Annotated in this window: 24 protein-coding genes; 20 read left to right on the plus strand and 4 right to left on the minus strand. The window is 41.4% G+C overall.

The features are described from left to right. Positions 1-2: 2 nt before the first annotated feature. From HXT41_RS04930 to nucS, 15 genes are all read left to right on the plus strand, one after another. Positions 3-578, plus strand: a complete 576-nt coding sequence (locus HXT41_RS04930; RefSeq protein WP_004110029.1) for a type II secretion system F family protein — start codon at positions 3-5, stop codon at positions 576-578. Positions 579-581: 3 nt separating this feature from the next. After that, entirely contained in the window at positions 582-1229 is a 648-nt protein-coding gene (locus tag HXT41_RS04935) for a type II secretion system F family protein (RefSeq protein WP_004110027.1), read from the plus strand. Between the two features lie 138 nt (positions 1230-1367). After that, positions 1368-1643, plus strand: coding sequence for a DUF4244 domain-containing protein (locus HXT41_RS04940; RefSeq protein ID WP_033888546.1), 276 nt, complete (start codon positions 1368-1370; stop codon positions 1641-1643). Between the two features lie 29 nt (positions 1644-1672). Next, entirely contained in the window at positions 1673-2053 is a 381-nt protein-coding gene (locus HXT41_RS04945; protein WP_421782923.1) for a TadE/TadG family type IV pilus assembly protein, read from the plus strand. Then, positions 2050-2454 carry an Rv3654c family TadE-like protein gene (locus tag HXT41_RS04950; protein ID WP_033888548.1) on the plus strand — a complete coding sequence of 135 codons (405 nt, stop codon included), beginning with the start codon at positions 2050-2052 and terminating at the stop codon, positions 2452-2454. The genes HXT41_RS04945 and HXT41_RS04950 overlap by 4 nt, the downstream gene beginning before the upstream one ends. A 105-nt stretch (positions 2455-2559) precedes the next feature. Continuing rightward, the gene (gene dnaX, locus HXT41_RS04955; RefSeq protein WP_421788600.1) at positions 2560-4965 is read left to right on the plus strand and encodes a DNA polymerase III subunit gamma/tau; all 2406 of its coding nucleotides are present in this window, start codon (positions 2560-2562) and stop codon (positions 4963-4965) included. Positions 4966-4971: 6 nt separating this feature from the next. Continuing rightward, positions 4972-5580, plus strand: coding sequence for a recombination mediator RecR (recR, locus tag HXT41_RS04960; protein ID WP_004105782.1), 609 nt, complete (start codon positions 4972-4974; stop codon positions 5578-5580). Between the two features lie 129 nt (positions 5581-5709). Continuing rightward, entirely contained in the window at positions 5710-6474 is a 765-nt protein-coding gene (locus HXT41_RS04965; protein ID WP_004105780.1) for an aspartate kinase, read from the plus strand. 63 nt (positions 6475-6537) lie between these two features. Continuing rightward, complete coding sequence (locus tag HXT41_RS04970) at positions 6538-7107, plus strand: ACT domain-containing protein (RefSeq protein ID WP_004105778.1); 570 nt, start codon at positions 6538-6540, stop codon at positions 7105-7107. Between the two features lie 101 nt (positions 7108-7208). After that, positions 7209-8276 (plus strand): aspartate-semialdehyde dehydrogenase, encoded by a 1068-nt coding sequence (locus HXT41_RS04975; protein WP_116994910.1) that lies wholly within the window; start codon positions 7209-7211, stop codon positions 8274-8276. A 52-nt stretch (positions 8277-8328) separates the two neighbouring features. Continuing rightward, positions 8329-8949: a DUF5701 family protein gene (locus tag HXT41_RS04980; RefSeq protein WP_004109989.1), complete on the plus strand. Its 621-nt coding sequence runs from the start codon at positions 8329-8331 to the stop codon at positions 8947-8949. A gap of 109 nt (positions 8950-9058) precedes the next feature. Then, the gene (locus tag HXT41_RS04985; protein ID WP_004105770.1) at positions 9059-9760 is read left to right on the plus strand and encodes an ABC transporter ATP-binding protein; all 702 of its coding nucleotides are present in this window, start codon (positions 9059-9061) and stop codon (positions 9758-9760) included. Positions 9761-9773: 13 nt separating this feature from the next. Further along, a complete protein-coding gene (locus HXT41_RS04990; protein WP_033888549.1) occupies positions 9774-12527 on the plus strand; it encodes an ABC transporter permease in 2754 nt (917 codons plus the stop codon). 237 nt (positions 12528-12764) lie between these two features. Beyond that, the gene (locus HXT41_RS04995) at positions 12765-14198 is read left to right on the plus strand and encodes an amino acid permease (protein ID WP_100066729.1); all 1434 of its coding nucleotides are present in this window, start codon (positions 12765-12767) and stop codon (positions 14196-14198) included. A 36-nt stretch (positions 14199-14234) separates the two neighbouring features. After that, positions 14235-14942, plus strand: a complete 708-nt coding sequence (gene nucS / locus HXT41_RS05000; RefSeq protein WP_064621458.1) for an endonuclease NucS — start codon at positions 14235-14237, stop codon at positions 14940-14942. A 97-nt stretch (positions 14943-15039) separates the two neighbouring features. Here nucS and HXT41_RS05005 read toward each other — a convergent pair whose 3' ends face one another. After that, a complete protein-coding gene (locus tag HXT41_RS05005) occupies positions 15040-16029 on the minus strand; it encodes an FKBP-type peptidyl-prolyl cis-trans isomerase (RefSeq protein ID WP_004109977.1) in 990 nt (329 codons plus the stop codon). A 79-nt stretch (positions 16030-16108) separates the two neighbouring features. Between HXT41_RS05005 and HXT41_RS05010 the strand changes: the two genes are divergently transcribed. The 4 genes from HXT41_RS05010 (at position 16109) to HXT41_RS05025 (ending at position 20651) form a co-directional block, all read left to right on the plus strand. After that, complete coding sequence (locus HXT41_RS05010) at positions 16109-17905, plus strand: hypothetical protein (RefSeq protein WP_064621457.1); 1797 nt, start codon at positions 16109-16111, stop codon at positions 17903-17905. Beyond that, a complete protein-coding gene (locus HXT41_RS05015) occupies positions 17898-18962 on the plus strand; it encodes a hypothetical protein (protein ID WP_004109972.1) in 1065 nt (354 codons plus the stop codon). Before HXT41_RS05010 ends, HXT41_RS05015 begins: the two co-directional genes overlap by 8 nt. A 41-nt stretch (positions 18963-19003) precedes the next feature. After that, the gene (locus HXT41_RS05020; RefSeq protein WP_102703311.1) at positions 19004-20029 is read left to right on the plus strand and encodes a tetratricopeptide repeat protein; all 1026 of its coding nucleotides are present in this window, start codon (positions 19004-19006) and stop codon (positions 20027-20029) included. A 283-nt stretch (positions 20030-20312) separates the two neighbouring features. Then, a complete protein-coding gene (locus tag HXT41_RS05025; protein ID WP_004109968.1) occupies positions 20313-20651 on the plus strand; it encodes a hypothetical protein in 339 nt (112 codons plus the stop codon). A 735-nt stretch (positions 20652-21386) separates the two neighbouring features. Here HXT41_RS05025 and HXT41_RS05030 read toward each other — a convergent pair. From HXT41_RS05030 to HXT41_RS05040, 3 genes are all read right to left on the minus strand, one after another. Next, positions 21387-21935 (minus strand): hypothetical protein, encoded by a 549-nt coding sequence (locus HXT41_RS05030; RefSeq protein ID WP_231130963.1) that lies wholly within the window; start codon positions 21933-21935, stop codon positions 21387-21389. Positions 21936-22544: 609 nt separating this feature from the next. Next, entirely contained in the window at positions 22545-23837 is a 1293-nt protein-coding gene (locus tag HXT41_RS05035) for an MFS transporter (RefSeq protein ID WP_076002578.1), read from the minus strand. Beyond that, entirely contained in the window at positions 23821-24309 is a 489-nt protein-coding gene (locus HXT41_RS05040; RefSeq protein WP_226988337.1) for a hypothetical protein, read from the minus strand. The genes HXT41_RS05035 and HXT41_RS05040 overlap by 17 nt, the downstream gene beginning before the upstream one ends. A gap of 384 nt (positions 24310-24693) precedes the next feature. On the opposite strand from HXT41_RS05040, the gene HXT41_RS05045 reads away from it, so the two are divergent. Further along, positions 24694-25059 (plus strand): hypothetical protein, encoded by a 366-nt coding sequence (locus tag HXT41_RS05045; protein WP_162863140.1) that lies wholly within the window; start codon positions 24694-24696, stop codon positions 25057-25059. The last annotated feature ends 113 nt before the right edge of the window (positions 25060-25172 follow it).

Below are 25172 nucleotides of genomic sequence, written 5' to 3' on the forward strand. Positions count from 1 at the left end.
AAATGGATATTGAAGAAGTTCTTGCTGGAATGATTGCTGCATTACGTTCTGGTTCTACTTTTGCAATGATTGTTCACAGTGACTCTAAGTCTCAACAATGTATTTGCAGTAGTGCAGTTAATACAAAAATTATTTATAAATGGCTTTATGAACGTTGTTTTCCAAAGAACCGCAATATGAATAAGAATCAACGTCGTCAGCTTGAAAAACATATGCATACTGTTTCTGAAAGTCTTATGGCTTCATATGAATTGAGTAATACTCTTGGTTGTGCTATGGCAGAATGTGTGGAAGCTACGGCAGCGTCATATCATGCTCAGAAGCGTGCAGAAGATTTACGTGCTGACGTAGCTGCAATGCCAAAAGCAACAATAAAACTACTTACTGCTCTACCTATTTTGGCTCTTTTTGCTGGTGAATTATTAGGTGGGCACCCTATTTTGATGTTAATTACAACAGTAAATGGATGGATTTTATTAACAATAGGTGGAATATGTTATGGATTGGGTTTGGCATGGGTTAGTTCTATGTTGCAAATATCTCAGCATGCAATGGATGCTGCCTCGCTGGAAGGCTGATTTATGGAATCCACAAAGCAGCTTTTGTTTATCATCCCATTGTTTGTTGTAATTGTTTGGCAATGGGTGAGTTTGAAATTAGAGTGCGATTCATTAGATAATCGTATGCGTTTTAACAGTAAAATTATGCTAGTTAAGTACGAATGGCGTAACTCCAAAGTTTCATATGTAGATCCTCTTCTTGGTTTACATATGATTATTGTTTCACTTCGTAGTGGTGTTGCTATTACTAGGGCTCTTAGTGCTGTTGGAGAAGTGTTTCCTTGTGGTCAAGGCATGTGGCTTTGCTCTGTTTCCAATGCTTTACTTGCAGGAGATACGTGGCATGAAGCATGGTCTTCTACTTATACTAAACAAGATAATTTTGAATTAGAAAATAAATCAAAATTTACTAATCGTAAAAACTTAGATTCTTCAGAAATATTAGCTAGATGGTTAATGACATCTTTAAAAGAATCATGGTGTTATGGTTCATCTCCAGTTCCTGTATTGTCTGCACTTGCTCAACATTATGAGATAAATATGGCCAATATTGCTAGACAAGAAAGTTCTAAGTTGTCTGTGCGATTGCTGCTTCCTGTTGGATTATGTTTTTTGCCGTCTTTTATATGCATAGGAATTTTGCCAACAGTTATGTCGCTTATGCGCTAGCTTTTTAAAAATAAATTTTTAGAAAAATAAATTAGCTTTTATCCACAATGCAATTTTTTTATTTTCATTCGCAAAACAAGTTGTAATAATATTTCTATCCGAAAATTTCGGATAGTTTGAAGTGAAAGGTACAAGATGATGGTTGGGATAATGCAAAAACTTGTTGCACGATACGCTGTGTCTATGCTTCAAGTAAATGAACAATTAGTGAATATTGAGTCACGTTTGTGTCAAAAAAGAAAACTGTACGCTGAAGGTCTTAAAAATAAGGATTCTGGAGCTGTAACAGCTGAGTATGCAGTAGTTATTATTGCTGCTACTGGTTTTGCTGCACTGCTAGTTGCTATTTTGAAATCAGATACGGTTCGCACAACGTTGACAGATTTAGTGAAAAAAGCATTGAAAATCGGCTAACGGCATGTTTTAGCAGATGAAATGAGCTTATGATGCGGAAAGTTATTGTGTGCAAAAGATTGTTGCGCAGAATTAGTGATTATGACAGAGGGACGGTAACTGCTGAATTTTCTATTGTTTTGCCTTGTGCATTAATACTGTTATTTGTATTAATTGGCATAGGTAGAGCAGTTGTATGTACTATGAATTGTCATGATGCTGCTGCGCAAGTTGCGTATTATCTTGTGACTCATAAGGACGATAAAGCTGCCGCAAGTATTGTGCAGTCGGTCGCAGGTCAAGGAGCGTCGGTGAAAATAAGTCGTAGCAATAATATGGCGAATATTGTTGTTAAATGTCCTCTTATTCCCGATCCTCTTCATATTTTGCCGCCTCTAGTGGAAAGTCATGTAAGCCAGGTTTTAGTATGAGTAGGCGCAAGAATTTTGTGAAGCATTCAATAAATTTCATTCATAAGCGATGTAAGGGCATTGACTGCGGTTCTGGCACTATGCTTGGCATTATGCTAGTGATCGCAGTCTGCTCAATAGTAGTGCTTTCTGCTATTTTATGTAATGTTCTCGGAGCTAAACATCAAGCTTATGCTGTTGCAACTTCTGCTGCTTTATCTGGTGCTTCTGCGTTGCAAAGGATGGAGGATAATGCGTGTGAGGTTGTTGCGCGTACTGTTGCTTCAAGCAATGCTTTTTTGAAATCTTGCAACTCTACTAGTAATGATGTAACTGTTCGTGTTTCTGTTGGGCTAAATATTCCATTTGCTTCTAACGTGGAAGTTTCTGCTAGAGCAGGACTAGAAGATTGCAATAAGTAGTAAGTAGCAAAAACGAATATAAATATCAGCAGTCGGGTGGCGGCTGCTGATAGTCTTAACTAAGATATATCGGGGAAATAGTTAGGTCGCGGTAGGTTAGGAAACATGGCACTTGCACTGTATCGTAGATATCGTCCTGACACGTTTGATGGTGTTATTGGGCAGGATCAGGTTACCATACCTTTGTCTAGAGCATTAGACCAAGGAAAAATAACGCATGCATATTTATTTTCTGGGCCGCGTGGATGCGGTAAAACAAGTTCTGCGCGAATTTTAGCTCGCTGCATTAATTGCGAAAAAGGACCAACTTCGCACCCATGTGGAGAGTGCCAAAGCTGTAAAGATTTAGCTACTGGCGGTGCCGGTTCTATCGACGTTGTAGAGATTGATGCTGCAAGCCATAACGGTGTCGATGATGCTAGAGAGTTGCGTGAGCGTGCTGGCTTCGCTCCTGCTCGTGACCGTTATAAGATTTTCATTCTCGATGAAGCTCATATGGTTACGCAGCAAGGTTTTAATGCTTTGCTTAAGATTGTAGAAGAGCCGCCTGAACATGTAATGTTTATTTTTGCTACCACTGAGCCGGATAAAGTTATTGGCACTATTCGCTCGCGTACACACCATTATCCTTTCAGACTTGTGCCTCCAGAGGTAATGTCTCCATATCTTGAAGATATTTGCAAAAAAGAAGGTATTCTGCCACAGCCGGGAGTTCTTCGCCTTGTCATGCGCGCTGGTGCAGGATCAATGCGAGATACGTTATCTGTGCTCGATCAGCTTATGGTGGGTGCTGTTGATGGTTCAATTTCTTTGGATTCTGCGGTTGCTTTATTAGGTTTTACGCCTAATTCATTGATTAGTGAATTCATTGACAATCTTATTAATCATGATGGTGCTTCGATATACGATGTAGTTCGTCGCGTTATTGTTGGAGGCTACGATACTCGTAAGTTTGTAGAAGATTTATTAGGTAGAGTTCGTGATTTGTTGCTTATGGTATCTGCAGGTCCTAAAGCGGCTTCAAGCTTACTTAATGATGTTTCTCCAGAAGATTTGGAAATATTGAATAAGCAATCTGCAAGCATGACATTGCATGATTTAGCACGTATGGCTCAAACAATTAATGATGCTTTAAGTGCAATGGCTAGTGCAATTTCTCCTCGAATGAATTTGGAAATTTTAGTTGCTCGTTTGCTTGCAGACAGCGAAACTTCAAATACTGTTGCAACTAATTTGCGCATCAATAACGTGCAACAACAAAATATTTCAACTTCTAAGCAGAATATTCAAAATAAAGTATCTTCTGGTGCTCATTTCGTAGGTTCTACAAGCAATAAAAAATATGTTTCTGCAAATAGTGAGAATAATAGTACTTCAAATTCTTCGCTACCTTCTGAAACTACGGCATCTCCTATTGCTAAAGCAGAAACGCAATCTGCTCCACGCACAAAAGAAATGGAATCTAAAAAAGCGTTTTTGAACGATGCACATAATGCTAATTCAAAGAATGATTCCATGGATACTGATGCAATGTGGGATAAAGTAGTTTCAAAATTGCCTGATGACGTACGTGAATATGTAACTCGTGAGTATGTTCCTACAGTGCAACTTACTCCAGTACAATCAGGTCGGCAGCGTCTTATTTTGACTTTTAATGAGCCTATGAGTCAACATGCATTTGCGCTCGCAGTATGCACTACTTCTCCATATGATGGGCAAAAAGTGCCAAAAGTAGTAATGAATGAAGTGCATGAAGTATTTGGTGCGCAAGTAATGATTGCTCCTGCACCAGTTGCTGCTAATGGTGAACAAGTAGAATCTGTTGCTCGAATGGATCCGCAAAATCTTGCCAAAGTTAAGCGAGATATTTTATTACGCAAAACTGGCCTATCTGCTGGATTTAGTAATAAAACTGATTCTGATGGCAGCGGAATAAATAAAAATCCTACTAAAAAAGAATCTTCGGGTTTTAGTGGCGCTGATGGCTCCGCAGCATCAGTAGCTTCTGAAAATACTGCGGATGAGTTAAGTGATGTTGCGAATGCGGATGATGATGTTTGGGCAGATATGTCGTCTATGCCTATGTCGGATGTGATTGCAATGCCAGAAAACTCTTCTTCTGAAGAGTCTTCTTCTAAAGACTCTTCTATTGAAGATGAGCCTATGAATCATGATGACGAGATTACAATACAGAAGAGTTCGCATTCTCATAACCAATCTGAAGCTATTTCTGGTGTCTTGGATCAAGCTAAACTACACTCTCAAGTTCAGAATGCAACTAATACTTCAGAATTGTCTACTGAATCAATTCAGACTACTGTTTCTCCTACGAATGGAGCTACTGCTGACGAATGTTCGATGGATGATGCTTCATTAGAATCCGCAACGTCTGTAAGCACTGATGAGCTTAAACAAATTTTTGAAGTTAAATCTGTTGAAGAATTTGCTTCCACTGATCCTAAAAATCCTAAAAATGCGATTATGAGCGTTAAGAAAAAGCAAGAGGAGTAGTTTACAGTGCATAATTCATCGTCATATGATGGAGCAATTGGTCGCTTAATTGAAGCATTTTCAAAGCTTCCAGGGATTGGACCTAAAGGCGCTCAGCGTATTGCGTTTTACTTACTTTCTTCCTCGGATAAAGATGTTCAAGAACTAATAGACGCAATTAATAACATGAAAGAAAGTGTGCGTTTTTGCGATGTATGCGGAAACGTATGTGAGCAGAGCCCTTGCATAGTATGCGCAGATCCTCGGCGCGATCATAGCAAAATTTGCGTAGTTGAAGAACCTAAAGACATTATGAGTATTGAGCGAACTCATGAGTATTCAGGTGTTTATCATGTTCTTGGTGGTGCAATTAACCCAATGGCAAATGTTGGACCGGGGGACTTAGCAATTACGCAATTACTTGAGCGTCTTAAAGATGCAAAAGTTCAAGAAATTATTCTTGCGCTTGATCCTGATATAGAAGGTGAAGCGACTGTTACGTATTTGGCTCGATTGCTCGATCCTCTAGGAATTAAAGTTACTCGCTTGGCAAGTGGATTGCCTGTTGGTGGAGATTTAGAGTATGCGGATGAGATCACTTTAGGTCGTGCATTTTCTGGTCGTCAATCTGTGTAATTTTGAATATTGTTTTTATGCGCACAAGTCATTATCAATAAATAGGGCATAGTTGGTAGTCTGATATCGAAGCCATTATTCGGCATATCCTGTGCGTTTATCAATATTGACATGAGCAAGGGGTAAAAATTGGCGCTTATCGTACAGAAATACGGTGGTTCTTCTGTAGCGGATACGGATTCCATACAACGTGTTGCCAAACGCATTCTTTCTACAAAAGCAGAAGGCAATGATGTTGCTGTTGTAGTTTCAGCGATGGGAGATACAACTGACGATTTAATTGATCAAGCAATGAGTGTAAATACCCATCCTCCTGCTCGCGAAATGGATATGCTTATGACAGCAGGCGAACGAATTTCTATGAGTTTGCTTGCAATGGCTATTCATGCTCAAGGATCTCATGCTTATTCTTTTACTGGTTCTCAAGCTGGATTTATGACAGATACTCAGTTTGGAGCTGCGCATATTCGTGCGGTTAAGCCTGATCGTGTCAGAAGAGCTCTTAGCAAAGGCAGTGTTGCAATTGTTGCCGGGTTCCAAGGAATTAACGAAGTTGGAGATGACACGACTCTTGGTAGAGGTGGTTCAGATACTTCAGCTGTAGCTCTTGCGGTTGCTTTAGGTGCTGATATATGTGAGATTTACACGGATGTAGATGGAGTATTTACTGCAGACCCACGTATTGTGCCAACTGCAAAACGTATTCCTGTAATCGATTATGATTCGATGCTTGAGATGTCATCTTGCGGTTCGCGCGTGCTTGCGTTGCGTTGTGTTGAGTACGCTCAGCGTTTCGGTATGCCTCTTCATGTTAGAAGTTCATTCTCACATAGGAACGGAACGCTTATAGTTCCAAATAATATTAATCCGAACGATTTGCCTAATCTGAGTTAGAAAATACAAAACTAAATATTAATAGATAATGTCAAATAATCTTCGAGCTTAAAGGCGGTAACAATGGTAAACCACGATATTCTTTCGACTATGGGCGATTTATTTCCTGATTTAGGTCCGGAAACTCCTGTTATCTCTGGCGTTGCTCATGATCGCAGTGAGGCAATGATTACGGTTCGCGGTATTCCAGATATTCCTGGTATGGCTGCGAAAGTATTTACAACTCTTGCAAAAGCAAATGTAAATATTGACATGATTGCACAAGCAAGTGCTTCTACTGGTACAGCAGATATTTCTATTACTGCTCCAGGAGCGTCAATGGAAGCAGTCCGTAAAGTTCTAGAAGAAGCGCATGATGAATTGAAATTTACTTCTATGGATGTCGTTCCAGTAGTAGGGAAAGTAGCTGTTGTTGGCGTTGGTATGAAAACACATTCAGGCCTAGCTGCTACCTTCTTCACTGCGCTAAGTGAACATGGTATAAATACTTTGATGATTTCTACTTCGGAAATTCGTATTGCTGCCATGGTTCCTGTTGAACAAATTGATGAAGCTGTTCGCGCTTTGCATACTGCTTACGGTTTGGACGCAAGTCAGGTTGAAGCAGTAGTGTACGGCGGAAGCGGGCGCTGAAGCAATTTAAATTATTAAATTATTAAATTAACTAAATTATTTAAATTGTAGAATTGTAAAAACTGTAGAAATTATACGTGCTTACTTTTAAGGGAGTCTCGATGACAATTATCAACGAAAAAGGCGTGAACGTGGCAGTACTTGGCGCAACTGGCCAAGTTGGTATGGTAATGCGTCGAGTGCTTGACGAGCGTGATTTCCCAATAAAAGATTTACGTTTTATGGCTTCTGCTCATTCTGCTGGCACAGTTTTGCAATATCGTGGCAAAGACGTAGTTGTAGAAGATGTAGAAAAAGCAGATTTGCACGGAATTGATATAGCTATTTTTTCTGCAGGCGGCGGAACTTCAAAAATTTGGGCTCCGGAATTCGCTGAAGCTGGCGCAATTGTAGTAGATAATTCTTCGCAATGGCGTATGCATAACGATGTGCCTTTAGTAGTTGCGGAAGTAAACCCTGAAGATTTAGATACTATTCCAAGAGGAATAGTAGCAAATCCAAATTGCACAACTATGGCTTGCATGCCTGTATTAAAGCCGCTTGCTGATGCTTTTGGATTAAAACGTTTAATAGTTTCGTCTTATCAAGCTGTTTCTGGTGCCGGTCGAGCCGGTGCTTTGCAACTCATGAATGAGGCTCAAGCTGCATTAAACCAAGGAGCAGATAAACTCGTTTTCGACGGTAGCGCAATAGATTTCCCTGAGCCTACAAAAGTTGCTCGTACTATTGCTTTTAATGTAGTGCCTTTTATTGGTTCAATAGTTGATGACGGATCTGAAGAAACTGACGAAGAACAAAAATTGCGCAATGAAAGCCGTAAGATTTTGCATTTGCCAAATCTTGCAGTCTCATGTACTTGTGTGCGAGTAGGTGTTTTCACTGGTCACGGCATGAGTGTAAACGCTGAGTTTGAGCATGATGTAACTCCAGACATGGCTCGCGAAGTATTGAGCAATGCTGAAGGAGTTGAACTTAACGATATTCCTACTCCTCAGCTAGCAGCCGGAAAATCTGCAAGTTATGTTGGCAGAATTAGGAAAGATCAAGCAGTAGATGGAAATAAGGGATTGGCACTTTTTATCACTAACGATAATTTGCGAAAAGGTGCTGCATTAAATGCTGTGCAATTGGCGGAAATTATTGCTAAAAAGCGTAATTTCCTAAACTAATTATGGTTATATTGCGCTCGCGATTATGTAAGATTTTGCGTAAACTGGAATTATGTCAATAGCATCTGAAGAAATACAGCAGCAACTCGATCGTATAGTGGCACTTGGGTATCCAGATGTGGCTGATATGAGTGCCAATGCTTTTCGTAAGTTGGCAAATCCTATATTATGTGCGCTTGAAAATAGTAGTTTAGGTGCGAATATTTTATTGATTCCTACGCGTGAATTAGTTTCGCCTGAATCGTTGATTTCTCGGACGAGTATTAATCGCATGGCTGGATTCACTACTATGCCTCCGCGAGATATCATAAGTTTTCTTCCTAAAGACGGGTATGAGTTTCCTGAAGGTCCGTTCTATATAGTTGTCGATCCGCATACTGGCTCATCGTATTTGAATCGAGAGCCTGATGTTGCTCGTAAGCTTATTGATTCTGATGAGCGTTTGCCTCTTACGCTGGAAGAAGGGCTTGCTATTGCAACACAACATCCAGATTGGCTTGAAAGCAAGAATGGATTTAATTTGCTTGGTTCGCAAAGCGCAGATGGGCGTGTGCCAAGTATATGGATGAGTCAATGTGCTCCGCGTTTAGGTGCTGTCTGGCCAAATTCTCGTCATACTTGGCTTGGTAATGCGTATTGCATGGAAAGATGTGGAGTGTCATCGCTGAAGTAAGTTAGCGAATTTTGCGCTCATTTAGTAAAATAGTACGAAATATAACGGTAGATAATACAAATAAATAGAAGTTGAATTTTTATAGTTTCTCATATTGTGAAGGTGTGTTGTGGCATATATAACTTTTGATCATGTAGTGAAAGAATACCCATCAGGTTCTGGTGCTGTGCGAGCTTTAGATGATGCCAGTTTTACTGCACAGAGCGGTGAGCTTACAGTAATTTTAGGTGCATCTGGCGCGGGAAAAACTACAGCATTAAATATTTTGGGTGGTATGGATACTGCAACAAGCGGTCGTGTTGTTGTTGGCGATTGCGATGTTACTAAGCTAAAAGGTCGTAATTTGGTTCGCTACCGCAGAGAAGACATTGGTTTTGTTTTTCAATTTTATAATTTAGTTCCAAATTTAACTGCTCTTGAAAATGTAGAGTTAGCTTCGCAAATTTGTGCAGATCATTTTGACCCTGCTCAAACGCTTATTGATGTTGGCTTGAAAGAAAGGCTACATAATTTCCCAGCTCAACTTTCTGGCGGTGAGCAGCAACGCGTATCTATTGCGCGAGCTCTTGCTAAAAAACCTAAATTATTGTTATGTGACGAGCCTACTGGTGCCTTGGATTATGAAACAGGTAAGGCAGTATTGCAATTATTGCAAGATATTTGCCGAACTGAAGGCATGACAGTGCTGATTATTACTCATAATGCTGCCATTGCTCCGATGGCTCACAAAGTTGTTCGTTTCCGTTCTGGAAAAGTTGTAGACGAAACTGTGCAAGAACATCCTATGGCTATAGCCGATATTGAGTGGTGATTAGGTGGTTGTTATGCGGAAAGTAACAGCAGTTTCAAAGCAATCTGATAATAAAAACGCCAATAATGGCAGTGAAGGTAAGCGCACGCACTCATTGCTGCCAATAGTATTTATTAGCGCAATTAGAATGTGGGTTCGCGAATGGCGTCGCTTCTGTGTTCTTGCGGTTATTGCAATGCTTGGCGTTGCTGTTATGACTGGTATTTATGCAGGCTGCAACGACATGTTTCTCGCTACTAACGATATGTATGCGAAATTGCATGCTTATGATTTGCAAATCGTATCTACTCTTGGTTTAACTAAAGACGATGTTGCAGCATTACGCGCGTTGCCAAGTGTGAGTGAAGTTGAAGCAGAGCGTTCTTGGAAAGCAACAGCACACGCGACAGATGATGCAAAGTCTTCATACGCAATGAATTTCGTGCATTATGTAGAATCGCAAAAAAATCTTAATCGTTTGCATTTGCTTAAGGGCAATATGCCTAAAAATAATAGTGAAGCTGTTGTAACTCAGCGATTTTTACACGATAGTGGCTTGAGCATTGGCAATGTGATAGTAGTCAACATGCAGCAAAATGTGGACGTTGGAAATCTTGATTCTTCTAATTCAAAGTCTAAAACTTATCGTTTGCGCATAACTGGTAGCGTGCTAGATAGCAACGATTTAAACAATCCTGATGGCTATCAATCTAAAGCATTTCGTAACTCTGTGACGTCTAGATATCCAATATTTACTTCTGCTGCTCCTGATAACGTGACCGGCTTGCCGTATACAGCAATATCGGTACGTTTGAATGATACTCAACATGTCAATGTTTTTTCTAAAGATTATCGGGGCATTGTCGACGATGCATCTGAACAGATTCAAGAACGCGTGCAATCTAAGCGAGAAACAGCTCGACGTAATCAAATTATCGACAACCAAGTTAACTCAGAAGTAAAAAACATTATTGCAAACGATCCTAGACTTCAGCGCGCTCCAAATTTTGTTAAAGAGCAAGCAAAAAAGCAAATTCGTAAACAAATTAAGTCAGAGATTCAAAAACGTGTTCCTCAAGCTCAATGGCATATATCTACTCGTATAGCTAACGATAGTTATGCTAGTTTGCGTTCTGACGTTGCTTCAATACAGTCACTTGGATACGCTTTCCCGGCAGTATTTCTTGTTGTAGCAATGATGATGAGTTTAACTGCTATGGCTCGTATGGTTGAAGAAGAGCGAGGGCTTATTGGCACATACTTAAGTTTGGGATACGGTCGTTCTACTGCAGTAACAAGACATGCTTTCTTCGCAATATTTGCGTGCTTTGTTGGCGGCGGAATTGGCGATATTATGGGTTTTCTTGCAATCCCTTCACTTTTACTAAAAATCTTGCGTGGTTTATACGCCGTTCCAGACGTTAGGTTGAAGTATGACTGGCTATATGGCTCTTTGTGTGTGCTAGCATTTGTGATTCCTGTTGCAATATGCACAATCGTTGTTAGTTGGCGAGAAACAAAGCAAGTTCCTGCAGCTTTGTTAAGACCAAAAGCTCCAAAAGCTGGTTCTCGCGTTCTTCTTGAAAGGTTGCCTTGGATTTGGAAGCGAATGAGTTTCTTAAATAAGGTTACTGTTCGCAATTTGGCGCGATTCAAAGGCAGATTGTGCATGACTATTGGTGGAGTTGCCGGTTGCACAGCGCTTATTGTTTGCGGTCTTGCTTTGAACGATACTGTTGCGACCTTGGGTATTCGCCAATACGAGGGAATTTATCGATACGATATGATTTCTATCTCGGCTCCAGGATCTTTCCAAAATATGAAGAAAAGCGTTGAGCAAGACAAGTCAAATAATAAAGTAGAAACTATACTTCCGGCTTATGTGGGCTCTGGAGAAATAGCTAAAAATCAATCAAATAAGTCGAATAGTCGTCATGTTGAGGATGCGGAAAGCGTGCAGTTGATTGTTGTAAAAGACACAAAAGCTTTGTCTCATCTTGTAAATTTGCAGGATGTGAACAATAATTTGCAAACTGTTAAACTTACGGATGAAGGTCCGTTGCTTTCTCAAAGCGCTGCTGCATCTCTGGACATTACTCGTGGTAGCGAAATTAATGTGACGAATACTAGTTTTAAACGTGCGAAGGTTAAAGTTAAAGCTATTGTTCGTAATCTTATCGGTTCTAATATTTACATGACTGAACATTGCTACGAACGCTTATTTAATGGAGAAAACAGTAAGCTTTTGAAACATAATGCGTTAATTTTGCGTTTGCGAGGTAGCGATAATAATAAAATTAAATATGCCGACAAGGTTTCTGAACGTGACGGTGTGCTTGCTGTTATGAATATTACGCGTATGAAGCATGCTTTTAGTTTTGATCTTATGAATGCTGTTGTTGCTTTAATCGTAACTTTGGCTGCTGGCTTAGCTTTAGCTGTGCTTTTTACTCTTGCAAGTACTAATATTTCGGAACGTACTCGCGAAATGGCTACGCTGAAAGTTCTTGGTTTTTATCGTAGAGAAGTTCATTCCTATGTGCATAAAGAAATGCTTACTTTAACTGTTATCGGCATTGCAGTTGGATTGCCATTAGGAAGGCTTATTGCAGGATTGTTGACTAGCGCGCTTCGTATGCCGTCTTTGTATTTTGAAGTTGAAGTAGCTCCTTTAAGCTATTGCATTGCTGGCGTTGCAACACTAATTTTTGCGTTAATTGTGCAATGGGCTACCAACCCAGCTTTGGATCGCATAGATCCAGTAAGCTCACTTAAAAGTGTGGAATAGTTGCGCGAATTGTGGAATGCGTAATGAATAGTTAAGGGTTCCTATAAAATTAGAAATTCGTGGCTATTAAGGAACGGAGTTGTAATAATGAGTGAGACTGTGAATAGTGACATTAATGTAGGTTCTAAACAAACAGAATCTGCAGAGACGCACAATAGCACATCTTCTCATAATCAATCTTCAAACCAATCTTCTCGCGTATCTGCGCAAGAAAATGCAAGTAGCAATGCAAACCAAATGGAGCGTAGTCTTACCAAGCGTCACGTGCAATTTATTGCTATTGGTGGCACTATTGGCACAGGCTTATTCCTTGGTTCCGGAAAATCTATTAGCTTAACAGGTCCTAGTATCGTATTCGTTTACATTATTGTGGGCTTGATTATGTTCCTGCTGATGCGTGGCATTGGCGAACTTATGTATAAGGATCCGAACCAGCATACTTTTATTAGTTTTATTACACGTTATCTTGGCAGAGGTTGGGGTAATTTTGCCGGATGGTCGTATTGGTTTGTGCTTGTACTTATTGGTATGAGCGAAATTACGGCAGTTAGTACGTATTGTGTCACATTCTTCCAAACTTTCGATATTGACGTAAGTCATTGGAAATGGCTGATAGAAGTAGTATTTTTAGCGGCTTTAGTGTGCATAAATTTGGTAGCTGTAAAGCTATTTGGGGAAACTGAGTTTTGGTTCTCAATGATTAAAATTACGCTAATTGTTGCTCTTATTGTCACAGCCGTAGTTATGGCTTTAATTGGTTACCATTACTCTGCAACTCCTTTGCATGGTGGTGTAATGAGTCCTGCTGGTCACGCTGGATTAGATAATATTTTCAACAATTTCTCGCTTATGCCAAATGGCTGGCTTTCCTTCTTAATGAGCTTCCAAATGGTGTTTTACGCGTACCAGCTTATTGAGTTTGTTGGTGTGACTGTTTCGGAAACTAAGAATCCTCGCCAGGTTTTGCCAAAGGCTGTTAACGAGATTATTGTACGCGTTCTGGTTTTCTATGTTGGTGCTCTCATAGCGATTATGCTTATTGTGCCGTGGCAACAGTTTAGGGCTACGAATGCGGAAGGCGTATTTATGTCACCATTCATTATGGTGTTCCAATACGCGGGATTGCATTGGGCTTCTGCGCTTGTGTTCTTTGTGGTTATTACAGCTGCTTCTTCTGCGCTTAATTCTTTGCTGTATTCTGCTGGTCGCCACATGTATCAAATCGCGCTTGAGTCACCTTCGCCTCTTTTGGGTAAGTTGCGTAAGGTTTCACGCACGAAGGTTCCTGCTCGCGCGATTTTGTTCTCGTCTGCTTTGATTCTTCTTTCACCAATTATTAATTCGATCCCTGGTATTCATGGTGCGTTTATTTTGTTTGCTTCGGCTTCTTCGGCAGTGATAATCATGATTTATATTTTGATTATGGTTACGCATCGTAAATACCGTGAATCTGCTGATTTTATGCCAGATGGCTTCGTTATGCCGCATTATAAGCTTTTGAATTCTCTTACTATAGCGTTCTTTGCTTTTGTGTATGTGACTTTGTTTATTAGCGACGATACGCGAGCTTCTGCAATTGGCGGACTAGTGTGGCTCGTATTGTTCGGCGGATACTGCGCCTTACATCAACATTGGCAGAATCGCGATTTAGCTGAAGCTTTGGGGAAGTAAGGTACTTCTTTACTTGATTTCTGTTATGCTTGCTGTGTGCGAATTATTGTTGCAGATTGCAGTGCAGAGTATACAGGTAGGTTAAATGCCACGCTTCCTTTAGCTAAGCGAGTGTTGCTTATTAAAGCAGATGGCAGCGTACTTATTTTTTCTGAGCTTGGTGCGTATAAACCTCTTAATTGGATGGTAGCTCCTTGTAGTATGCGTGTTTTACGTAAAGAAGATAGCGGCGAATCCGATGCTGGCGTTGTTGTAGATGGCTGTATTTTGCGTGTTGCTGCCGCTAAAAGCGATGATTTGCTTATGGTTTCGCTCGAGCATGTTTATAGCGATAATACTTACGATTTGGGTGAGGATCCTGGCTTAATTAAAGATGGTGTTGAGGATCATTTGCAACGTTACTTGGCTGAGCAGATTGAACGAATCGGCGATGGTGCAACGTTGGTGCGCCGTGAGTATCCTACGGCTATCGGCCCAGTGGATATTATGGCTCAGGACGCGGATGGTGTACATGTCGCTATTGAGATTAAGCGGCATGGCGGTATCGACGGCGTTGAGCAACTTACGCGTTATTGTGAGTTGCTGAATAGAGATCCGTTACTTAAGCCGGTTAGAGGTATTTTTGCTGCGCAAACTATTAGTCCGCAAGCTCGCGTTTTGGCTGAGGATCGTGGATTTACTTGCTTAATATTGGATTACGATGAAATGCGTGGAGTCGAGTCCAACGATCTTCGTCTGTTCTAAATATGTGTTCTAAATATGTAAAAACCCCTCGGGAAGGAGGGGTTTATTATTTATGAATCGCTAGTTAATTTTGCAACAGTTTGCAAAATTACAAATCTCACGAAGCATAGAGAATATCGACTACAAAGTACAGCGTGGCATTTGCAGGAATAGTTACGTTTCCGCGCGCGTCCTTCTTTTCTTCTTTACCATAGCCATCTTCTGGTGGGATTACCAAAAGAACTTGGGAGCCAACTTTCTTTCCAGTTAAGCCTTTAGTCCAACCAGGGATTACTCCTCCAGCAAGTTGGAAGTCTGCAGGTATGCCACGAAGCCAAGAAGAATCAAATTGATGCAATTTACCGTCTTTATCAGTAGTCCAGCCAGTGTAATGAGCAGAAACTGTGTCTTTTGCAGTTACTTTTTTGCCGGTTCCTTCAATCAAAGTCTGAGAAACAAGCTTTCCGTCTGGAACGTAGTTATTTTTATCTAAGGTTGGTGCTCCAGATTTATCAAGAGTTACCTTCGGCAAATTTGCGGGAATATTCGTAACAGCCTTGCCCGTTGCTCTAGTTATAGCCTTTGATCGCGAAACCATTGTAAGAACCATAACATATGAAGGATTTTTATATCCTTCACTTACGCCAAAAGCAATAGTTGTATTAATTTTCTTGCCTTTAATCAAAGCGTAATATGGGCGGCTTGTAGAATTTTTATTAATGTAAATCGAGCAATCAGCTTTGCCTTTTTCCCAAGTATTCATAAGCTCTTTGCCGGTTTTGGAGTCGAACACAATGCCCTGAGAGCATACGCGATCGCCTTCTTTAATTGTTTCTCCGTTGCCTCGTTGCAAAACAGCATAAGTATTTTGCTTTACTTTTACAGGCGTTTTCAGTGTTATTTTAGGCTTTTTCCCAAGTGCTCCAGATGCGCTTACGCCTTCCAGCAACTGCATTCCAGCTTTTTGAGCGTTCTCATCAGTTAAATTGTTTTTGTTGTTGGAACTTTCTCCGCATGAAGCGAGTACTACACACATTGCCACTGCACTAATAGTTGCAAAAGTGCGAAGCAAAAAGGATTTTTGTTCTAATGTTTTGATTTTTTTCATAGCCTCACATTACCGCTTGACACTGATTTTTACATCAAAACATGCAAGTAATATTAAAAGACTGTAGAATGGTATCGTTATGACAAATATAGAAGATGCTTCTGATATAGAAGGACGACCAATGCGACGACCAATGCGACGGCTCACTTTGCGCAGTAAAATCATGCGCGGCGTTGTAGCTCCATTTTTTGCTTTGCTTGCAGTATTAAGCGTTGTTCTTGGAGTTGCTAACGCAACATTTTGGAAGCCTAGCAACGTTGTTATTGCGTACGCTAACGTATCTGGAACTCGTTATATTGTCACTGATCCTGGTGTTTTGAATCTTGTAGATAACAGGGTTCGTATTAGTGTTGCTGCTTTGCATACGCGTAAGCCTATTTGTGTTGCTGTAGGTTTAACGAAAGACGTAAGAGGCTGGGTGGCAGGTTCTCCAGTACAAAGAATTACTGGTTTGCGTGATTGGAATAATCTTTCAGTTTCTGAAGTGTCTGGTAAAACCTCTGTGCAAGCGGGTGACTCTGTGGACATTAAGGATCCTGACGTAAAATTCCAAGAATCTAATTTATGGCCTATAGTTACATGCCAGCTTGGTTTAGCGAAATTGGCAATAAATACTGCAGATTATGTTCAATCTTCTGGTTCTGCGTCGTATGATCATGCTGTTGCAAGCGGCACAATGCCTAAATCGGGCACTCGCGCTAGTAAGTCAAATAGTCATGATGCGTCTTCTTCTTCACTGCGCTCGCAGGCTGCTAGACGTGTTTTGCTAATTGATTTGGGGGATAATGTGCCGGAAGCTTCCGTAGAATTGCGGTGGCGTCGTAATCAAATTCCAGATTTTGCAACGCCTTTATATTTTGTAGGAGTGCTTTTTGCAGTATTAGCTATACTTTCTGCAACTATTTTTGCAATGGCTCCGCATCGTCGTCGTAATAAGCAATTAATAGCTAGCCGTTCAGGAGTGTTGGCAGTAAAGTCTGCACAGCGTGACGAAGTCACCTTTGCTGAGGCGATTTCTGGAACCATGTCTGGTATTTTTGGTCACAAACGACACAAGAAGGATTCTGGAAGCCACGCAAGGCATGGAGATCATGCGCGTCGTCGCAAAGATTCAATGCAAAGCGGCGACTCAAATGGTATGCAAACTCGAATTGCGTCTGCTTCTACAGCGGTTGCATCTACTGATTCTTTGGCTGAAACTACTGTTATTGCGCAAGATGAAATGCTTGCGTTTGCCACGCGCTTTATGCAGCAACATGACGATAATTCTTATTTAGATGATTTAGACAATGCTGATGATGAATTTAATGATTTGCACAATCAGGATGCTGCGGCAAACGGAGAAGATTTAGCAAATGCGGAAGATATAGGAAATGCGAAATATTCTGGAAATTCAGCAGAATCAGCAAATTCAGAAAATAAGCAATATAAGCGGAATTCTCAGAATATTAAGACTCCGCGAAATAAGAAAAAATCTTACGCAAGCGCGTCGGATGGCAATAGTCTGAACGATTATAAGAATAAGCGTCAGCAGCAAAATAAGTATGCACAGCAGAATAACAAGAGGCGTAATCGTCAGAACGATAGAAATAATGCTAATAATTCTGAAAAGTTTGCAAAGAAACGTTTAGAAACGGTCAAGCCTTCAGATAGTAATAGCAAGATTTCACATGAATCTAGTAAGAAAAAGCTTAATGAGCACGAAAACTATCGCAACTCAGAATCAAACAAACGTCAAAATTCGTCTAAAAATAGCAACGATAAGCAATCTCGCATAAAACGAAATGGGTTTAGAGGAGACGGCGGTAACGGTCGCTACAGAAAAAATGGGAAAGGCTACCGCGGTAATTCTTCAAGTGAGCGAGGAAATGAGTAAAATGCGTAATAGTAATGTCGATATTCACCGAGTAAAAAGTAAAAATAGAGGCGTATTGCGCAACAACGTAGTCACATTAATAGCATGTGTTGTATCAACGGTTATGGTAACCGGATTATCTGCTTGCGATGGGCAGGTGCCGAAACCTGCTGAAGCGCGTAGTAATCAAGAGTTACCTAATGTGACTATGCTGCAAGAAAAAGATATCCGCTTGGGGTTGCTTCGCACTCTAGAAAAGGCAAACGACGAAAAAGATGTGGATTCATTATCTCAAGCAGTTTCTGGACCTGCTCTCGATATTCGTACGAGCGAGCTTACGATTGCAAACAAAACTGGAAACTTAGATCCTAAGGCCACTATTCCGCGTGAAGCCGCGCAAACTATTGTGCCAACTAATTCTGGTTGGCCAAGAGATTTAATGACTATTACAACTACTACTAAAGATCAGCAGTCAAAACGTTTGCTGGTTTTACGTCAACAGAGAGCGCGTTCGAATTATAAACTTTGGGCTGTTGCGCGCTTATTCCCTGGAGTGCATCTTCCTAAATTTGCTGTGCCAAGTATTGGTTCTTCAATGGGTAAATCTAACGATACTGGTTTGGTGATGACTCCAGATGAAGCGGTAGCTGCGTACGCTGACGTTTTACAAAATGGTGAAAACAGCAAGTACGCAAAGCATTTTGCTGACGATTATTTGCGTAAAAAGTTAGTTGAACTTTCTAAAGCAGTGCAAGCTGGAATGGAGCGAAATAAAGGCTCTCAAGAACAAGTCTTTACACCAAATCTCAAACAAATAAGCATTATGCGTTCAAGCGATGGAAGTGATTTGGTTGTTGCGCGCATAGATTCTGTGTGGACTCGTAAAGCTGGTGAAGGGCGTGAATCTCGTCCTGCTTCTGATGAAGAAAAAGCATTATTTGGCGACGGTAAAGCAAAAGGTACTATGCGAGTAACTTACGTAAATGTTATTGCTCTAGTAGTTCCTCCAGCTAGTTCTCATATGAAGATTATTCCTGTTGGTGCTGAGCGTCAGCCTATTAAGGTAGAAGCTTTATAAATTTTGTAAGTGCAATGTAGTGTGCTTGGAAAAGAGGAAAAATGGTGAGTAGCAAAGCGCAAGGCATGAATCCTGGCGGATTTTCGCTTGCTGGGGCTGTAGATTTAGAAGGCGTAAAGCGTCGTGTAGAAGCTCAAGCTAAGCAAGCTGCTAAAGCTGCGTCGGGTTCTACTGGTTCTTCTGCTCCAAAAGCTGGCGGCTATGTAATCGATGTTAATGAGCAGTCTTTTCAGGCGATGGTGCAAACGTCTGTAAGTTTCCCAATTGTTATTTTGCTTTGGCAAGCTAATGACGAGGCCTATTATGATGTGGCGCAGAAATTAGCGGATGCTGTTAACGCGCTTGACGGTCGTATGCAGTTAGCTCGTATCGACTCTGATGAAAGCCCAAGTATTGCTCAAGCATTGCAAGCGCAGCAGCTTCCTGCAATTTACGGTTTAATTGGCGGACGCCCTATGCCTATTGCGCAAGGTTTACCTAGCGATGAGGAATTACAGCAGATTTGTGGCACTATTTTGCCGCAATTGGTTCAGGTTGCTGAACGCTCTGGTGTTGCTGGAACTGCTCCTTTTGTGGAATCCTCGGTTGAGAAAAAGTCTGAAACGTCTAAAGATGCAGATCAAGATAGTTCCGAGAATAATTCTGTTGAGAGTGTTCCACCTGCTCATGAGCAAGCTCATTCGCTTGCTATGAAGGGTGATTATGAAGGTGCTGCACGTGAGTATGCAAAAGTAATGGAAGCGGATCCTCATGATGTGCTCGCATCGCGTGAACATGCAAAAGCTTTGTTGCTTTCGCGTAATACTAATACTGATGTTGCTGCGGTTAGAAAGGCTGCTGGCGATAATAAGGATGATTTAGATTCGCAGCTTGCAGTAGCAGATGTAGATATGATTGACGGTCATATTGATGACGCTTTTGGGCGACTGCTTGACTTCCTTGCATCTGGTCATAAGAGTGATGCGGATGCTATTCGTTCTCGTATGCTTGAGTATTTTGCCATACTTCCTGCAGATGATGCTCGATTAGCGCGCGCTCGCCGTCGCCTTGCAATACTTCTTTATTGATTCTTATGAAGATGACTTGTATTTTGGCGATTGCAGATTGACTGACTTATGCGTTATTAAATAAAAAAGCCAAGAACCACAACAATCGTGAGAAATTCGTGTGATTCTTGGCTTCAGTAGCGGGGCATGGATTTGAACCATGGACCTCTGGGTTTCCTAACTAATCTCTTACAAAGCCACAAATTTTAATATCTTTCCTTTCCTAAAAATTAAGATAGCTCAGAGCAATACCTCTGAGCTATCGAATAAGCCTTTTCATCAAGAAACAATGCGGAGTCTTTTGATGAAAGTACTTAATATTTTAACCAACCCAGATGATAACGTCAACGATCTTGTAACGTTTAATGCTCCTTCCGCAGCTCTCCAGTTTGACGAGGAAAAACGGGAAGAGATTCGCTCTCTTAATCCTGATGCTCAAATGAATTGGGCACATACTACTACGCAACAGTTGCGCGAAAAACTTGTCACAACGATTGATAGCGTAGAGCTTGCTAACAATAATGTTGCAGACTTCTGCATTGCATTAAATACGGCGCTTTCTGGTGAAGCATGGGCTATTCTTGGAATAAGGCGGGCTCTAGTTGGGAGACATAGTCTTTATCGAGTGTCCAGTTGTGGATGAAGCGTAGGTCGCACGAGTTTTCGTATGTGTTTTCAAGCTCGCTTATGGGGTGGATGGTGTATCCGGTTTTTTGCGCGTCTTGCTCATCTTGTGTGTTTTCGCAGATGTAGATTTTGTGGCATCCGTCGTATGCGAAGCTTGTGCCGGTGACTGGCTTGCTGTTAATTTTCATTCTTGTTTTCCTTTCTACTTGTATATGATTTTTCTTATGGTTTGGTTTTATATAAAAACCCTGGTGTGATTATTTTTCGTTCGTGTTGTTGAACACTGGAAGGGACAAAAACGGAATGCGCTGGAGCCAACCCCTTGCGGGCCCTAGCTTCGCGCGTGTCCGTAACGCGAGTGGAGGACGCGGGGAAGTTGGCGGAAGTGACCCGTTTTTTAGAGTGGGAAGTGTCAAGAACACGTCATAAAAAGCAAAAAATGAGAGTACACCGCAGGTGTTCCATGCGATGATAATGGGTCTGCCGCCATGATAGTGGTGGCAGATTCTTTGTTCTGCTGGTGGCGGCTGGTTCACACATCTTTGTGTGAACTTATGGAAGCATAGTAGCCACCCTTCTCGCGTGGTAATAGCGCGGCTTGCTCCTGGGGGTAATGCCCTAAAATTTATGGAATTTTGTTCAGGGCATGCCCTAGGGGTAAGACGCGCCCCGCGCGGGAGGGTGGCTGCGATAAGCCACCAGGGGCTGGCAGAAAAAGTTGCGCTTCTTTTTCTGCCAGCAAACCCTCTGCTTACTTCTGGCACCAGTGGGGTGTGATGTGGTGAAGGAGCGCTGTAGTAGTGATGCGTGCAAGCCAGTACTTCTCGTCTATCGTGAGTGCTTTCTGGGCTGTGATACGAGCGTTTGTCGTGTCATTTTTCAGCCAATACAAGTATGACAGTGTGCCATAGACTGTGACAGTTTCCCTCTGACTTAATCCTTTAAGTTCCAGCATGGTGGTCAGCAGTGCTATTGCACGATGGATGCGCCGTGTGTCGAGGGTGAAATTGTCATCTCTAAAAACCAGGTCGAGGCTTGAACGCACATAGTGGACAGTTTTCTCAGCGAATGGGTGCTCAACGTTATCGAGGAAGTCTTGCATGGTGCAGCCATGGAAACTATCAATAAGGAACATGTCACGCACGATGAGGAGACTGCTTAATGCTTGGATACCGTAGCGTAGTGTGTTCTCGTCCAATCCTTTCGTGGTAAAGCCTGCTAGGTAGTTGTGGAATGCTACGAGAGCTTCTACCTCTCCTATTAGGAGTGTGACCGTGTGGTCGCTGTTGATGGTAACCATTTTTTTTATCCTTTCCTTGTGTGTTGGTAGTTCCAGGGCAGGCACACCCGTAAACCCACAAGAACACTCCCAGTCCTTGTGCGACGCTCCAGGCTCGACTCCGGTCAGCCCGTGGAACATGTTGTGGAATGGGCTGGCAGGGGTGAGCTTGTTGGGTGGCGTGACAAGGCTGGCGTGTGGTCTTTGGACTGGGTGTGCTAGCCTCTGGGCTACCAACACGAGAAAGTGGGGGCGGCGACCGGTGGCAGCATTCTTGCTGCGCCACAACAGTACAGTCTCCACGAGTGAAACTCGTGGAGACAATAGCCGCCCAGACTTTTTAGTGGATCCGGGTATGGTGCTGATATTTCTTTTAATTCTCATGATGTTAGTCAAAAGAATTTACAGACGGGACATCAGTTATAAATATCCTAGATATAGATGTTGGTGCTATTTGCTCACGGCACAAATGAACACTCTATGACAGATAAAGTATGGTTCACTCGGTTAACTTAGATGTCTGAATTGAAAGCGTTCTAATTTAAAAATAAGCTGCGCTGTGAAACTTCTGTAGTGAACTTTCACAGCGCAGCTTGTAGTTGTGCTCGTATTTACAATATTTATTGCATCTTATTCTGCTTTAATTGAACGCAATCGCTTATCGAATATGCAGATAAGCACCAGTATAAAGTGGATAAGAGCAGCTATGACAATTATTCCTGACTCTGCATGTAGAGATGGAATGGTCATGTGGGAATAAGCGTAATCCCATAGCGGATAGCTTACTGCTCCTATAGCGGCAACAACTGAGATGAATACAGACATTACCTGTCCAACGAGATTATCATCTACTGCATGAATAAATACTGTTTGGAATGGTGGATTTACTACTCCTTGGAAGAAAGCAAAAAGGAAACCAAACACGGCTGCTGCTATAGCGTTAGGCGCTAATGCCAGTCCTATTATAGAAAGAGTCACTAGTATATGTGAAAGAGTGAGTAGCATAGAGAAGGACATTTTGCTGGACACTTTTGGCGCGATGAGATAGCTGAGGGCATACCCAAGTGACATTGCGCTTAAATACCAGCCATATCCTTCTGCACTATGTAGAACCATTGAGAATAAGAGGACTCCAGCAAAGCTTATGCCAGTAGATGCGATAGCTTCGAGTATTGCAAATGGAGCTAAAGTCCTGTACGTTTGGTTTTTTACAAATGTTGCCATTCCCCTAGCCCAAGTTGCCAAAAAGCCTTGAGAATATTCTGGATTTTCATCTGCGACGTCTGAAGTATAAATTCCGGTTCTAACTGCATGCTTGTAAATAAAATAAATAAAAATTATTATTCCTGCTAATGCGATAGTTTCTGTAAATAGAATTGGAATGTATAAATATTTACTACTCGCAAAACCTGCAACTGCTGGTCCTACTAATGTACCCATGAGGCTTGTAAAGCGAAGAAGTGAAAGAACATTAATAAGATCATCATTTTTTGTTACACGATTAACAAAGGAAGTAATAGCAGGAAAATAGAAAGTATCACATGCTGTCGTAACCATTACAAGTATACAAACACACCAAAATAGGAGCAACTTGTTAGCAGATGGGGTTGAGAAGGATACCGATACAATTGCGATAATACATAATCCCGCAATCATTCTTGCTAAGCATGCAGCAACTGTTGTCCTGAAAATTCCTACATGCTCAGCTAGTGCTCCTGAGAAAAGGCCTGCTACTAATTCACTTATTGCAGTGAGGGTGAGGTAAAGCGATAAATAATGGCTTGACTGCTGAAAACCGATAAAAAGTGAGTTCAATAGCCATAATTGAATAGTAGTTGAGGCTAGTGTAGTTGCATAGTTAGAAAGAAAATCACTAGCTGCTAAACGCAGATATCCGCGGTAAGGTTTAAATAGATTCGTCAAGGTTTGCTCGTTTCGCGAAATTACATTGCCAAATTATTGCTTGAGAGATGCTATCGGCACTAGTAGTGAAGTATGTTGTAAAGTCGTCGTTATCCCAAATCTGTTGCTGTAGGTTCTTGTCATCACGCACTGTGCTAAAGAGTTGAATAATCTGCTCGACGCAAGATAATGTTTTCTTTATATAGAAGTATTGTTGTGCGAAATCGACTTCTACTTGCTCTCCAGGGATAGTCGTATGTATTTCTTGGAATGTCCGTAGCAAATCAATTGTTTTAATAAGCGATATTTTACATGTCTCGAAATATTCTTGTATTGAATGGATGGTGGATGTTTTCGCTGTGTTTGTACTGACGATAGTGGCTTCAAGTGCAGCATTTGCTTTGAAAAAATATTCTGTTGCTTCAAATAGAGAAGCGCAATATGCTGCACTTGATTTCACATACTCATCAAACATTTCTTCGTACGAAGTCATGTTCATTATTAACCTTTGGTGTGAATATGTGCGGATAAATTATGCCTAAATCATATGAGGATATGGTCGAGGTCGTGGGTTGATTCCGCCGCGCTTGCTATTCTTGTTCATCTTTGTCTCCTTTCATAAGAACAATGCTGTATCTTATTTGCATCTTCATCTATGAAGATGCAAATAATCCTAATACAGGATTCGCATTCTTTCCAAGTGTGTCTCTTATTGTGGAATAATTTTATATAAAAATTAGTAGTACATTATTAGACCTTAACTATTTACCAGTCTCAGCTCGTAGTACGTGTTTTCTGATATCCCTACTGTTTGGCAGAGTCCGGCTATTCGTATGTCAGGATTCTTTCTGTGGAATTGGTGGATAAGGTGTAACGCTTGGCTTCAATCAAAACCCTCAACTCTGCTCGCCATCTGGTCGAGGAATATGCTGACTTGCTTGTGTGCTTGTTCTGGCATGCCGGACTGTGTGTAGTCGGTGTTTTCCCGCCTGTTGATGCAGCGTTCAATCCTTTTGCTCCCGATGAGGGTGGACGGCATTCCAGCCTGTGCAAAAATAACAGACGGTCTGACACCGTTATCGTATTGCTGGACAGCGTCTTTGTGGAATTGGCTTGTGTAGTAGATTCGTGTGGCTGTCGCGTGTTTGATAGCTGGAAGACTGTTGAGATAAGCACGTTGACTAGGGGTAAAGGCTGTGTCTTTTCTACTCATGAGTATGAACCGTTACGTGTGAAAGATTAATAAGAAATCAATAGAGGAAGAAGAAAATATAGAGTGAGGGGCCACACCATTGCACGGAGATAGTCCCGTGTGCATGTGCGACCCCTCGCCAGTTAATACTAAGCGTGTTTACG

The organism is Gardnerella sp. DNF01189, assembly GCF_049244195.1.
Lineage (GTDB): Bacteria > Actinomycetota > Actinomycetes > Actinomycetales > Bifidobacteriaceae > Bifidobacterium > Bifidobacterium swidsinskii.